Origin of the sequence: Pseudomonas sp. JY-Q (assembly GCF_001655295.1) — a bacterium.
Classification (GTDB): domain Bacteria; phylum Pseudomonadota; class Gammaproteobacteria; order Pseudomonadales; family Pseudomonadaceae; genus Aquipseudomonas; species Aquipseudomonas alloputida.
Genome location: NZ_CP011525.1, coordinates 553,069 through 566,424 on the forward strand (window position 1 = coordinate 553,069; position 13,356 = coordinate 566,424).

The 13,356-nt window shown below is 63.6% G+C and carries 10 protein-coding genes; 6 read left to right on the forward strand and 4 right to left on the reverse strand.

What is annotated here, in order from left to right:
* The first annotated feature begins 14 nt into the window (after window positions 1–14).
* The 5 genes from parE (at window position 15) to AA098_RS02430 (ending at window position 6,569) form a co-directional block, all read left to right on the forward strand.
* The gene (gene parE, locus AA098_RS02410; protein ID WP_003249486.1) at window positions 15–1,919 is read left to right on the forward strand and encodes a DNA topoisomerase IV subunit B; all 1,905 of its coding nucleotides are present in this window, start codon (window positions 15–17) and stop codon (window positions 1,917–1,919) included.
* Window positions 1,916–2,902 (forward strand): esterase-like activity of phytase family protein, encoded by a 987-nt coding sequence (locus AA098_RS02415; RefSeq protein WP_064613791.1) that lies wholly within the window; start codon window positions 1,916–1,918, stop codon window positions 2,900–2,902. The genes parE and AA098_RS02415 overlap by 4 nt, the downstream gene beginning before the upstream one ends.
* Entirely contained in the window at window positions 2,899–3,417 is a 519-nt protein-coding gene (locus AA098_RS02420) for a TIGR02281 family clan AA aspartic protease (protein WP_003249490.1), read from the forward strand. Before AA098_RS02415 ends, AA098_RS02420 begins: the two co-directional genes overlap by 4 nt.
* 10 nt (window positions 3,418–3,427) lie before the next feature.
* The gene (parC, locus tag AA098_RS02425; protein ID WP_003249492.1) at window positions 3,428–5,686 is read left to right on the forward strand and encodes a DNA topoisomerase IV subunit A; all 2,259 of its coding nucleotides are present in this window, start codon (window positions 3,428–3,430) and stop codon (window positions 5,684–5,686) included.
* Between the two features lie 172 nt (window positions 5,687–5,858).
* Entirely contained in the window at window positions 5,859–6,569 is a 711-nt protein-coding gene (locus tag AA098_RS02430) for a membrane integrity-associated transporter subunit PqiC (protein ID WP_003249494.1), read from the forward strand.
* A 557-nt stretch (window positions 6,570–7,126) separates the two neighbouring features.
* On the opposite strand, the gene AA098_RS02435 is transcribed toward AA098_RS02430, so the two are convergent.
* Window positions 7,127–8,584 (reverse strand): AhpA/YtjB family protein, encoded by a 1,458-nt coding sequence (locus AA098_RS02435; protein WP_003249496.1) that lies wholly within the window; start codon window positions 8,582–8,584, stop codon window positions 7,127–7,129.
* A 134-nt stretch (window positions 8,585–8,718) separates the two neighbouring features.
* Here AA098_RS02435 and serB point away from each other — a divergent pair, with 134 nt between their 5' ends.
* Window positions 8,719–9,933, forward strand: a complete 1,215-nt coding sequence (gene serB, locus AA098_RS02440; RefSeq protein ID WP_003249498.1) for a phosphoserine phosphatase SerB — start codon at window positions 8,719–8,721, stop codon at window positions 9,931–9,933.
* A 76-nt stretch (window positions 9,934–10,009) separates the two neighbouring features.
* Here the strand turns inward: serB and asd are convergent, their stop codons facing one another.
* The 3 genes from asd to AA098_RS02455 are packed head-to-tail and all read right to left on the reverse strand — an operon-like array spanning window position 10,010 to window position 13,272.
* Window positions 10,010–10,873 (reverse strand): archaetidylserine decarboxylase, encoded by an 864-nt coding sequence (gene asd, locus AA098_RS29675; protein WP_003249501.1) that lies wholly within the window; start codon window positions 10,871–10,873, stop codon window positions 10,010–10,012.
* A 9-nt stretch (window positions 10,874–10,882) separates the two neighbouring features.
* Complete coding sequence (locus AA098_RS29680) at window positions 10,883–11,692, reverse strand: rhodanese-like domain-containing protein (protein WP_003249503.1); 810 nt, start codon at window positions 11,690–11,692, stop codon at window positions 10,883–10,885.
* 44 nt (window positions 11,693–11,736) lie between these two features.
* Window positions 11,737–13,272 (reverse strand): HDOD domain-containing protein, encoded by a 1,536-nt coding sequence (locus AA098_RS02455; protein ID WP_003249505.1) that lies wholly within the window; start codon window positions 13,270–13,272, stop codon window positions 11,737–11,739.
* Window positions 13,273–13,356 lie beyond the last annotated feature (84 nt).

A 13,356-nucleotide genomic window follows, 5' to 3' on the forward strand; every position in this document is an offset into this window, starting at 1 on the left:
GACGACGAGACCCTATGGCCAATCCCAGCGCTAGCGCCTATAACGCAGACGCCATCGAAGTCCTCTCGGGCCTTGATCCGGTCCGCAAGCGGCCGGGCATGTACACCGATACCAGCCGCCCCAACCACCTGGCCCAGGAAGTCATCGACAACAGTGTCGACGAAGCACTGGCCGGCCACGCGCGTTCGGTGCAGGTCATCCTGCATGCCGACCACTCGCTGGAAGTCAGCGACGACGGCCGCGGCATGCCGGTGGACATCCATCCGGAAGAGGGCGTGTCCGGGGTCGAGCTGATCCTCACCAAGCTGCACGCCGGCGGCAAGTTCTCCAACAAGAACTATCAGTTTTCCGGTGGCCTGCACGGGGTGGGTATCTCGGTGGTCAACGCCTTGTCGACGCAGGTGCGTGTGCGCGTCAAGCGTGACGGCAATGAATACCAGATGACCTTTGCCGATGGCTTCAAGGCCAGCGAGCTGGAAGTGGTCGGCTCGGTCGGCAAGCGCAACACCGGCACCAGCGTGTACTTCAGCCCAGACCCGAAGTACTTCGACTCGCCCAAGTTTTCCATCAGCCGTCTCAAGCACGTGCTCAAGGCCAAGGCGGTATTGTGCCCGGGGCTGCTGGTCAGCTTCGAGGACAAGGCCAGCGGCGAAAAGGTGGAATGGCACTACGAGGATGGCCTGCGCTCCTACCTGGTCGACTCGGTCAACGAATTCCAGCGCCTGCCCGACGAGCCGTTCTGTGGCAGCCTGGCGGGTAACAAGGAAGCGGTTGACTGGGCTTTGCTGTGGCTGCCCGAAGGCGGCGACAGCATTCAGGAAAGCTACGTCAACCTGATCCCCACCGCCCAGGGCGGCACCCACGTCAACGGCCTGCGCCAGGGCCTGCTGGATGCCATGCGTGAGTTCTGCGAGTTCCGCAACTTGCTGCCGCGCGGGGTGAAGCTGGCGCCGGAAGACGTTTGGGAGCGCATCACCTTCGTACTGTCGATGAAGATGCAGGACCCGCAGTTCTCCGGGCAGACCAAAGAGCGCCTGTCATCGCGCGAGGCCGCCGCGTTCGTCTCCGGTGTGGTCAAGGATGCTTTCAGCCTGTGGCTCAACGCCCACCCCGAGCTGGGCATGCAACTGGCAGAACTGGCCATCAGCAACGCCGGTCGCCGCCTCAAGGCCAGCAAGAAGGTCGAGCGCAAGCGCATCACACAGGGCCCGGCATTGCCCGGCAAGCTGGCCGATTGTGCGGGCCAGGACCCGATGCGTGCCGAGTTGTTCCTGGTCGAGGGTGACTCGGCCGGTGGTTCGGCCAAGCAGGCGCGGGACAAGGAGTTCCAGGCCATCCTGCCGCTGCGCGGCAAGATCCTCAACACTTGGGAAGTGGACGGTGGCGAAGTCCTGGCCAGCCAGGAAGTGCATAACATTGCCGTGGCCATTGGCGTCGATCCGGGGGCAACCGACCTTGCGCAGCTGCGCTATGGCAAGATTTGCATCCTCGCCGACGCTGACTCCGATGGTCTGCACATCGCCACATTGCTGTGTGCGCTGTTTGTTCAGCACTTCCGGGCACTGGTCGAAGCTGGGCACGTTTACGTGGCCATGCCGCCCCTGTACCGCATCGACCTGGGCAAGGAAATCTACTACGCCCTCGACGAAGCCGAGCGTGACGGCATCCTCGACCGCCTGGTGGCCGAGAAGAAGCGCGGCAAGCCGCAGGTAACACGCTTCAAGGGCCTGGGCGAGATGAACCCGCCGCAGTTGCGCGAAACCACCATGGACCCGAATACCCGGCGCCTGGTGCAGCTGACCCTGGACGACGTAGAAGCCACCTGCGAGCTGATGGACAAGCTGCTGGCCAAGAAGCGCGCCGGTGACCGCAAGAGTTGGCTGGAAACCAAGGGCAACCTGGCCGAGGTCATGGTTTGATTCGGCAAGTACTTGCCGTTTGCCTGGCGCTGGTTGCCCTGCCTACCCTGGCGGGCAACTGGCCAGAGCTGAAGATGACAGCCGAGCACCCGATTGACGGTATGCGCGGTGGCAACCTGTCGGGGCTGGTGGAATGCCGGGGCGGGTTGTGGGGCGTGTCCGACCGTGACGACGACCGTATCTACCGCTTCGATCAGCAGAACCCCACCTGGCGCGCGCAGCCGCTTACCTTCACCCCGCCGGCTGTCCCGGAAAGCGGCCTGCCATGGGGGTTGAAGTCGCGCAATTGGGCGGCATCGTACATTCGCGGTGGCGAGCTGGATTTCGAAGGTATCACCTGTGATCAGGCGGGTAACCTCTATCTGGTCAGCGAGGCGCATGCCGCGGTGCTGCAATTGCCGCTGGAAGGCGAGCCGGACTGGTTGAGGATCGACTCGGCCATGGTGCGCCAGGCCCGGGCAAGCGGCATGCTGCTGAACTTCAATGCCCTGTTCGAAGGCCTGGCGATCAACCCCGCGGGTGACCGCCTGTGGCTGGCTGCCGAGCGTGAGCGCCGTGGCCTGCTGGCTATCGAGCGCCAGCAGTCGGTCTGGACCTGCGGGCGTGGTTGCGTGCTGCTGAGCGAGGCGGGGGTCGAAATGCAACCCGCGCAGATGCCCAATGCCAGGGCCCTGTCGCGCGACTTCGCTGACCTGGCCTGGTTCGAGGGCAAGCTGTTTACCCTCGAACGCAACGCCTACCGGGTGTGCCGACGTGATGTCGACAGTGACAAGGTCGAGCGGTGCTGGTCGTTCGCTGCTGATGCGCTGGTCGAGTCACGGCGCTACGCGCAGCCGTTTGGCCTGGCCGAAGCACTGGTGATCGATGCCAAGGGCGCCTGGATTGGCCTGGACAACAACAACGGCGCCCGTGCCGACGGTGAAACCCGCCCAGTCGTCTGGCGCTTCGACGCACCGGAAGGTGGCTGGAGCGCCAAACCATGAGCCAGGCGCCGGGCAAGCGCGCGGGCAAGTTGCTGATGATCGTCGCTTGGGCGGCGGCGCTGTTTCTTGCCACGCGTTTTTTCGGCCAGTGGGAAGACAGCCAGCGTAATCCCAACAGCCAGGTGCAATCCGAACATGGTCAAGGCTTTATCGAAGTGCGCCTGCTGAGTAATGGCCAGGGCCACTTCGTGGTGGATGGTGCCATCAACGGCCAGGTGGTGCATTTCATGCTCGACACCGGCGCCACCGATGTGGCGATCCCGGAGGCGTTGGCTCATGAACTGAGCCTGGAGCGCGGTAGCCCGGTGCTACTGAGCACCGCCAATGGCCGTACTGAAGGTTACCGCACGCGCCTGACCAGCCTGCAACTGGGCGATATCCGCCTGCAGAACGTACGCGCCATCGTGGTGCCGGGCCTGGATGGGGCCACCGTACTGCTGGGCATGAGTGCCCTGCAACAACTTGAATTTACCCAGCGCGGTGGCACCATGCTGCTGCGCCAGAACCTGAAATGACGAGGCCCGCATGAGCGACTCACTGGAACTCAGCCTGGACGGCGTAGAACGCCGCTCGCTGGCTGACTTCACCGAACAGGCCTACCTCAACTACTCCATGTACGTGATCATGGACCGTGCCTTGCCGCATATCGGCGACGGCCTGAAGCCGGTGCAGCGCCGCATCGTCTACGCCATGAGCGAGTTGGGGCTCGATGCCGATGCCAAGCACAAGAAGTCGGCACGTACCGTCGGTGACGTGCTCGGCAAGTTCCATCCCCATGGCGATTCGGCCTGCTACGAGGCCATGGTGCTGATGGCGCAGCCGTTCAGCTACCGCTACACCCTGGTCGATGGCCAGGGCAACTGGGGTGCGCCGGATGATCCGAAGTCGTTCGCCGCCATGCGCTACACCGAGGCGCGGCTGTCACGCTACGCTGAAGTGCTGCTCAGCGAAGTCGGCCAGGGCACCGTCGACTGGGTGCCGAACTTCGACGGCACATTGCAGGAGCCGGCCGTGCTGCCTGCGCGCCTGCCCAACATCCTGCTCAACGGTACCACCGGTATCGCCGTGGGCATGGCCACCGACGTGCCGCCGCACAACCTGCGAGAGGTGGCCAGTGCCTGTGTGCGACTGCTCGATGAGCCCAAGGCAACCATCGAGCAGTTGTGCGAGCACATCCAGGGGCCGGATTACCCGACCGAGGCGGAGATCGTCACGCCGCGGGCTGAAATTCTCAAGATGTACGAAAGCGGCCGCGGCTCGATCCGCATGCGTGCCGTGTACCGCGTCGAGGATGGCGATATCGTCGTCACTGCGCTGCCGCACCAGGTCTCCGGGGCCAAAGTGCTGGAGCAGATTGCCGCGCAGATGCAGGCCAAGAAGCTGCCGATGGTCGCCGACCTGCGCGACGAGTCGGACCACGAGAACCCGTGCCGTATTGTCATCATCCCGCGATCCAACCGCGTCGATGTCGACGAGCTGATGCAGCACCTGTTCGCTACCACCGACCTGGAAAGCACCTATCGGGTCAACGTGAATATCATCGGCCTGGACGGCCGGCCGCAGTTGAAAAACCTGCGAACCATCTTGGTGGAGTGGCTGGAGTTCCGCACCAATACCGTTCGTCGCCGCCTGCAGCACCGTCTGGATAAGGTCGAGAGGCGCCTGCACCTGTTGGACGGTTTGCTCACCGCATTCCTCAACCTGGATGAAGTGATCCACATCATCCGTACCGAGGAATACCCCAAGCAGGCCCTGATCGAACGTTTCGAGCTGACCGAGATCCAGGCTGACTACATCCTCGAGACCCGCCTGCGGCAGTTGGCGCGCCTGGAAGAGATGAAGATCCGCGGTGAGCAGGATGAGTTGCTGAAGGAGCAAGCCAAGCTGCAGGCCTTGCTGGGGAGCGAGGCCAAACTGCGCAAGCTGGTGCGCAGCGAGCTGATCAAGGATGCCGAAACCTATGGCGATGATCGTCGCTCGCCGATCGTAGCGCGTGCCGAAGCCAAGGCCCTGTCGGAAAACGAGCTGATGCCGACCGAGCCCGTCACTGTGGTGCTGTCGGAGAAGGGCTGGGTGCGCTGCGCCAAGGGCCACGATATTGACGCCACTGGCCTTTCCTACAAGGCCGGCGACGGATTCAAGGCCGCCGCGGCCGGGCGCTCCAACCAGTTTGCCGTGCTCATCGATTCCACCGGCCGCAGCTACTCGCTGGCGGCCCACAGCCTGCCATCGGCGCGTGGCCAGGGCGAGCCGCTGACTGGCCGTCTGACGCCGCCACCGGGGGCGACTTTCGAATGTGTGTTGTTGCCTGACGACGATGCGCTGTACGTGGTGGCTTCGGATGCCGGTTACGGCTTCGTGGTCAAGGGTGAAGACCTGCAGGCCAAGAACAAGGCCGGCAAGGGCTTGCTCAGCTTGCCCAACGGGGCCAAGGTCATGACCCCGCGTCCAGTGGCTGATCGCGAGCAGGACTGGTTGGCGGCCGTGACCACCGAAGGCCGCCTGCTGGTGTTCAAGGTCAGCGACTTGCCGCAGCTGGGTAAAGGCAAGGGCAACAAGATCATTGGCGTGCCGGGTGACCGGGTGGCCAGCCGTGAAGAATTTGTTACCGATCTGGCGGTGATTCCCGAAGGCGCGACCCTTGTATTGCAAGCCGGCAAGCGTACCCTGTCTTTGAAGGCGGACGACCTGGAGCACTACAAGGGCGAGCGCGGTCGGCGCGGCAGCAAGCTGCCACGCGGGTTCCAGCGCGTCGATGGGTTGCAGGTGGAAGTGCCGACATAACCGGTTGTAATGTCTGGAACGGCAATTTCAACGCCGTTTCGGGCAGAAATGCTGGAGTCGGACGGTTATTTCGCGGATGATATGCCCCTTGCGGTGCCGGCGTGGCCGTGTGCCCGTTTGAATCTACATGTATCACTGCGGTGTGCCTTGTGGCAGCCGCCTGGATGGGATGATGAAATTTCTGCGCCTTCCATTTGCGCTGTTGATGACTGGCCTGCTGGGCCTTGGCGGGTGCACCATGCATCAGCCGGTTGCCCTGTATCAGCTCGACAGTGGTGATCCTGGCCAGCCGTCGCAGAGTGCGGGCATGGCCGTGGTACTCGGCCCGGTATCGGTGGCCGATTACCTTCAGCGTGAGACGTTTCTGCAGCGTCAACCTGATGGCAGCCTGAGCGCGGCGACCGACGGTCGTTGGGCTGGCAGCCTTTCATCGGATATCGACCAGCTGCTGGTGCGTCAACTGGCCTGGCGCCTGGACAGCCAACGCGTAGTACTGGCCCCGGCGACCGCAGGCTTCAGCCCGGACGTGCAAGTGCTGTTGTCGATTACACGCCTGGACTCGGGCAAGAACCAGCCGGCCATCCTGGATGCCCAGTGGCGTCTGCTTGACCGCCGTGGCCGTGTGCGTGACAACCGTATCATTCACCTCGAGCAGCAGCACGAGGGCAGTGAGTCGTCGCAGGTGCAGGCTCAGGGCCAACTGCTGCAGAAGCTGGCGGAACAGCTGAGCACGGCGGTGAAGCCGCTGGCCAACCAGCCGGCGATTGCCGAAGAAGCACCGAAAAAGCCCGCTGCACCGACGCAGGTGAAGAAGGGGCCGGAGAAACCCAAAATCCCGATGGCCTCGCCGATTCGCACCGATATGGAAGTTTATCGGTTCTGATCAAACGGCCAGATACGACAAAGCCCGCATTCGCTGCGGGCTTTTTTGTATCTGCCGGTCTTCGTAGGAGCGGGTTTACCCGCGAAGAGGCCGGCCCTGCTGGCCAATTTTCATCCGCCGTTCACCGTTGCCGCCGCTACCGTATTCGCGGGTAAACCCGCTCCTACATCTGATTGGGGTGGACACACATCGGGGGTTGATATTGGCCGCTGTAGGAGCGGGTTTACCCGCGAAGAGGCCGGCCCTGCTGGCCAATTTTCACCCGCCGTTCACCGTTGCCGCCGCTACCGTATTCGCGGGTAAACCCGCTCCTACATCTGATTGGGGTGGATACACATCGGGGGTTGATACTGGCCGCTGTAGGAGCGGGTTTACCCGCGAAAGGGCCGGCCCTGCTGGCCAATTTTCCCCCGCCGTTCACCGTTGCCGCCGCCACCGTATTCGCGGGTAAACCCGCTCCTACCGGGGGCGCTATTGGCTGGATCTTGCGCCAGGCACGTGATCGCAAGGAAACGAGCCTGGCTCAAGACATGCGCTGCAGATGCAGCGTATGCCTGTCAGGCGCGGTGCTCATGCATGCGTGCCAGTTGCCGTTCCAGCATTGACGGGTAGGGCTCCATCAGTCGCTCCACACAGCAGGCGCCTTCGGGGCTGGCGATCGGGCGAATACGCGCACGCTGGCGAATGAGGGCGTCATCGTTGATCTGCCGCTCTACCAGCAACAGGTTACGGCTGTGCTGCGACAGTGCCAGGGCATCCTGGACCTTCTCGGCCATCAACAGGTCAACCAGTTCCAGCCCATGCAGGTCGTTGCCCAAGACCAGGCCTAGCTGCAGTTGCAGGGTAATGCCGCTGTCGGCTACCTCGATCTGCAGGGCGTGGCCCAGGGCGCGCAACAGTTCGCCACAGCAAATGGCGTTGGTCAGGTAGTCCTCGCCACACTCGCGGCTGTGGAACAGCACCAAGGTGCTGCCGTCGTTCAGCGTGTGGGTTTCACCGTCGTAGAGCGAGGCTGCGTGCTCCAGGCAATCGCGGTAGCGCTCGGTCAGCTCGGCCAGGCGTGTGCGTGGCAGGCGACGCAGTTGCTCCTGCGAGCCCAGCTGCACGGCAAGTACGGCGCTGTACTGCGGCTCGTCGGACTCGACCTCTGCGGCGGCCTTGGGTGCAGTGTCGTCGTCCAGCAGGCCGGCGAAGGCCTCGTCGTCATCCTCGTCTTCCAGGGCAGGTTTGGCGCGCGGTACGGCCTTGGGTGCCGGGGCAGCGGCGGGCAGGTCGTCGAACTGCTCGTCGTCTTCTTCCTCAGGCTCCGGCTCCGGGGGCGGAGGCGGGGCCAGGCGTGCATGCAACTGGCGGGCGATGTCGCCAATTTCGTCCTGGCGGTCGGTGGCCGGGGTATAGGGCTGCGGGTCGCGCAGCCATACCCGCAGTTGCAGCAGTGGCAGGGTGATGAAGCGGCCCTGACGCAAGCTGAGGGCCAAGGCCAGGGCCAGCAGGATAGCGGCCAGAATGCCCATGCTCTGCAGGCTGATCAGCATCGGTTGCTGGAACTGGCTCATGTCCAGGCTGATGCGCAACTGCCCGGCCGTCACGTCCTGGAACGTGATTTTGGTCTGGTACAGGCCTTCGGCCTCGCCCAGCAGGCTGTTGCGCGGGCGCTGGCCCGCTTCGGCGAGGATGCGGTTATCCACGCTGTAGATTGCGGCATGGGCCACCAGCGGGTTTTTAACCAGGTTGCCCAATAGCACGTTGAGGCTGAGGATGTCATTGGACACCAGCAGCTCGGTGGCCGATGTGGCCGTCTGGGTGGTCAGGCTCTGGCCCAAGGCATCGGCCTGCTCATGCATGGCCTGCTTGAACTGCAGGCCCATCACGCAGGCGTAGATCACCAGCGCCAGCGCCACCAGGAAAATGTTGGTGCAGGCGATGCGCAGTGCCAGCGGCACGCGACGTTGACTCAGGGCGCGATAGATCATCAGGAAGAAATTGTCTGGTTTGACTGGCGTGGGCCGGTTCACAGAGCTCGGCTCTTAATGGCATGAAAGTGGGGGGAGTATAGCGAGCCGGGTTTTGTCGGCAAAGTATCGTTGGCGCCCGATGGTCATGGAAAATCGGTAGAATGCGCATTTTTCATCGAAGTCGGAGCCAGGTTGTGCGCGAAATCGTCCTGATCAACATCACCGGTGAGGACCGTCCCGGTCTCACTGCGGCTATCACCGGCGTCCTGCTACAGGGCGGTGTGAGTATCCTCGACATCGGCCTGGCGGTCATGCACGGCACCTTGTCGTTTGGCATCCTGGTCGACATCCCGGACAACGAAGTGGCTACCGCGCTGTTGCAAAGCGTGCAGGCTAAAGCCCACGAACTGAACCTGCAGGCCCGTTACACGCCGATTTCCGAGGCGGACTACCAGCATTGGGCTGATGGGCATGGCGAAGCGCGCCACATCGTTACCCTGCTCAGCCGTAAGATTACTCCCGAGCAACTGCAGCGGGTGAGTGCGGTGATCAGCCAGTACGGCCTGACCATCGAGCGTATCGAGCGCCTGTCGGCCCGGGTGGCACTGGATGCCGAAACCGACAAGGGTAAGGCAGCCGTCGAGATCTCCGTGCGCGGTGTACCGAGCGATGCCCAGGCCCTGCGTGCCGACTTCTTTGCCCTGGCTGAAGAGCTGAGCGTCGACATCGCCTTCCAGAAGGACGATCTGTTCCGCCGTAACCGCCGCCTGGCGGTGTTCGACATGGACTCCACGCTGATCGAGGCCGAAGTCATCGACGAACTGGCCAAGGCGGCGGGTGTGGGTGAGCAGGTGGCGGCGATCACCGAGCGCGCCATGCGCGGTGAACTGGACTTCCGCGCCAGCTTCAAAGAGCGCATGGCGCTGCTCAAGGGCCTGGATGTGGGGGTACTGGACGAGATCGGGGCATCGCTGCGCCTGACCGAGGGTGCCGAGAACCTGTTTGCCGAGCTCAAGCGCCTGGGATACAAGACCGCGATTCTGTCCGGTGGCTTTACCTATTTCGCTCGTCAGGTGCAGGCGCGCCTGGGTATCGACTATGTGTTCGCCAACGAACTTGAAGTGGTCGATGGCAAGGTGACGGGCGTGGCTGTTGAGCCGATTGTCGATGCCCAGCGCAAGGCCGATTTGTTGAAGAAGCTGGCCAGTGACGAAGGCTTGCAACTGGAGCAGACCATCGCCGTGGGCGATGGTGCCAATGACCTGCCGATGCTGTCGCTGGCCGGTTTGGGCGTGGCGTTTCGTGCCAAGCCGCTGGTGCGCCAGTCGGCCAAGCAGGCGATTTCCACCTTGGGGCTGGACGGGGTGCTGTATCTGCTGGGCCTGCGTGATCGCGACGCCCGCGGCTGATCCGTGAATCTGGGGCCGCATGGCGGCCCAACGAAAAAGGCCCTGCATATGCAGGGCCTTTTTCATATGGCTCGAATCAAGCCTGCACAGGCGCCGCCAGCTGCTGCCCCATGCGCACTGCAGAACCCGCACCCAGGCTCTCAGCCCACTTCACCTGCTCCGGCCCGAACAGCACGATGGCGGTCGAACCCAGCTTGAAGCGGCCTAGTTCGGCACCTTTCTCCAGGTGGATCGGCGTGCGGCTGGCTTCGTCGTAGCGGAAGGTCTTCAGCTCACGTTTGGGCGGCGTGACCAGCCCGGCCCATACCGTTTCGATCGAGGCGACGATCATCGCGCCGACCAGTACCACAGCCATTGGCCCACGCTCTGTATCGAACAGGCAGACCACGCGCTCGTTGCGAGCGAACAGCTCGGGGACATTCTCTGCGGTGGTCTGGTTGACCGAGAACAGGCGGCCCGGCACATAGACCATTTCGCGCAGGGTGCCGGCCAGCGGCATGTGCACGCGGTGGTAGTCCTTGGGCGACAGGTAGATGGTGGCAAACTCGCCGCCCATGAACGGCGCGGCCATGGCCGGATCACCGCCCAGCAGCTCTTGCGCGCTGAAACCGTGGCCTTTGGCCTGGAAGATACGACCGTGCTCGATCGGGCCAAGCTGGCTGACCGCACCGTCGGCCGGGCACAGGATGGCGCCCGGGGTTTCGTCCAGCGGACGGGCACCAGGTTTCAAGGCGCGGGTGAAGAACGCATTGAAGTGCTCGTAAGCGCTCAGGTCTTCGACCAGCGCCTCGCTCATGTTCACCTGGTAGCGCTTGGCGAACCATGCGGTGAAGGCGTTCTTGAACCAGCGCACGCGGCACTCGGCGATGCAGCCGGCCAGCCGCGACAGCAGGTGGTGCGGCAGCAGGTACTGGCTGATGATGAACAGACGGGATTTCATGCAGGTTCCTTAGACTTCTACAGGCGTGTCCGGGTGGTTGCCCCATTCGCCCCACGAGCCGGCGTAGGCCTTGACGCGTGGGTAACCGAGGGACTTGGCCACCAGGTAAGTGAAACCGGAGCGGCGGTGGGTCTGGCAGTGGGTGATCACCTCCTTGTCAGGGGTGATGCCCAGTTGCTTGAGGACTTCAGCGATGTCCTGGCGGATGCGCAGGTGGTCGTTGAAATCCATGCCGGCGGTCCACTCGAAGTTGATCGCGCCGGGGATGTGGCCGCCTTTGGCTGCCAGCACTTTTTCGCCGCTGAATTCCTGCGGGCCGCGTGCGTCCCAGATGACCAGGTCATCGGCGCCCAGGCGGCTTTGCAGGTACTCGCGGGTGGCAGTGGGTGCGCTGTCTATGTGCAGGTGCACCGGGGCGCTGCCAATGGCAGGCACTGCGGTGGACAGCTTGTCTGCCGGCCAGGCCTGGATACCGCCATTGAGGTAGTGGTAGCGCTCGTGGCCGATGACATCGAGCAGCCAGATGAAGCGCCCGGCCCAGCCGCCGCCTTCATCGTCGTACACCACATACACGGCATCGGCGCGGTGGCCGAGTTCGCTGAACAGTTTTTCGAGCTCGCCCAGGGCTGGCAGCAGGCCGGGCGCCGGGGGCTGGCCGAGCTGGGTGCGCTTGCCTTCGACAAAGCGCGCGCCGGGGATATGCCCGCTGACATAGCGGTTGGCGCTGCTCAGGTCGACCAGGATCAGCTGCGGCGAATCCAGGCGTGGCAGCAGGTCTGCAGCTTCGATCACCAGGGGCAGGCCGGAAAAGTCGGTCATCCACGGTCTCCAGTGTGGAAAGAGGGGCGATTGTAGCGCAAGGCTCAACCCTTGCGGTTGGTAAACACCGACAAGGCCCGCTCGATGCATTGCGCGGTCTTGCCGAAGGCTTGCACGCTGATATCGGCCAAAGGCCGGCAGCCCTGGTCGGCCACCAACAGCATCAGCACCTGGTCGTTCGCAGCCAGCGAGCGAAGCAGTACATGTTCGCTGCGGAACAAGGTGCGTAGCGGGGCGGGCAACAGCGCCGAGAACTGGCTGTGGTTTTCCGGTGTGATGCGCAACTGCCCGGCCTGACTCAGCAGCTTTTGCAGCAGCTTGTTCTGCGATACCTGCAGGGCCAGAGCCCCGGCCTCCTTGGGCAGGCCGGCAATTTGCTGCACGCGCAGGTAGTCACTGGCCTTGTCCAGGCTAAGCAGCATGATGCGTTGCATGCCGCAGGCCAGCAGGGCCTCACGGGCCTGCGTGGCCAGGTGCACGGTGTTGGTGAACGGGCTGGGTTGGGCCAGCAGGTGCTGGCACAGCGTGCGCCAGCGTGCCAGGTCGTCGCTGCTGGGCGGTGGCGGGGCCAGCATGTCCGGGTGAGGGCGGCGTTGGTGCCACGGCCAGATCAAGGCCTCGGCCGGGTGGAACAGGGCATGCCGAGCGTGGCGGCGGGCGCTGGCTGCAGCCTGCTGGTGCACCTGCTGCTGCACATCTTCCAGCGAGGTTTGCAGGTACAGCGCGGTCAGCAGTTGCCAGCGCAGCAGGTGCGGGTTGTCCCAGCCGACCTGTGCCGCCAGGGCCAGGTTGTTGGCCAGCAGTACGGTATTGGCCGGCTGGTTGAACCAGCGCCGCAGGCCGGGCTCGGCGTCCAGGCGGTGTTGCTGGCTGAGCAGGTCTTCGTCGCGGGCGATATTCAGCACCTGGGCCAGTTGTTCGCGCTCTTCCAGTAGCAGGCGATAACCCTGGGTGACCCATTGGGGCAGGCGCCAATACTCGGCCATGGTCTGGCACAGCGCCATGATGCGCACGCCAAACAGTTCTTCCTCGACGTGGGCGGCGTCTTCACCTTTGTGGATAACCCGCAGCTCCCAAGTGTCGAGCAGCTTGGGGTAGGCCAGTGCCAGTGGCCAGAGTGGCGACAGGAACAGCAGGCTGCCCCAGTGAATCTCTTGCCACAGCCGTGCCAGGCGGCTGGCGAACAGGCCGCTGGCCTGCTGTGCCGCATGCTGGCTGATCATCTGGAACTGGCACAGTACCGGCGGAATTTCCTCCACGGGCAGCGCCGGCAGGCGTTTGAGAAGCTGCTCGCTGCGCTCCAGGCCCAGGCGGTTGAGAGCGACCTCCAGGCTTTCGGCGGGTTCGGCAAGGCTGGCATTGGTGGGGTGATTGGCTTCGCGCATCACTGACAGCACCAGTGCCGGGCTATCCTGCATCAGTTCGGCGATATCGCGCAGCGAGCGACGGCTATCGTGGATGGCAGCCATGACCCGGTCGTAGCTGTGCTTCGGCACGGGGATGCGAACACTCTCGAGCAGCTTTACCCAGGCCTCTAGCGTACGCGGGGCCTGAGTGGGCACCTTGGTTTCAATTGGCATTTTGACATCAGTCCGAACTGGCTTTTCGCATTGAGTGGCTATAGTCTGGCGCAGTTCTGCCGATAAGTAGAAGAAGAGTTTTAA

Bases quoted from the DNA above. Each gene is read 5' to 3' on its own strand.
- parE (WP_003249486.1), top strand. From the start codon at position 15: ATGGCCAATCCCAGCGCTAGCGCCTATAACGCAGACGCCATCGAAGTC.
- AA098_RS02420 (WP_003249490.1), top strand. From the start codon at position 2,899: ATGAGCCAGGCGCCGGGCAAGCGCGCGGGCAAGTTGCTGATGATCGTC.
- parC (WP_003249492.1), top strand. From the start codon at position 3,428: ATGAGCGACTCACTGGAACTCAGCCTGGACGGCGTAGAACGCCGCTCG.
- AA098_RS02430 (WP_003249494.1), top strand. From the start codon at position 5,859: ATGAAATTTCTGCGCCTTCCATTTGCGCTGTTGATGACTGGCCTGCTG.
- asd (WP_003249501.1), bottom strand. From the start codon at position 10,873: ATGAAATCCCGTCTGTTCATCATCAGCCAGTACCTGCTGCCGCACCAC.
- AA098_RS29680 (WP_003249503.1), bottom strand. From the start codon at position 11,692: ATGACCGACTTTTCCGGCCTGCCCCTGGTGATCGAAGCTGCAGACCTG.
- AA098_RS02455 (WP_003249505.1), bottom strand. From the start codon at position 13,272: ATGCCAATTGAAACCAAGGTGCCCACTCAGGCCCCGCGTACGCTAGAG.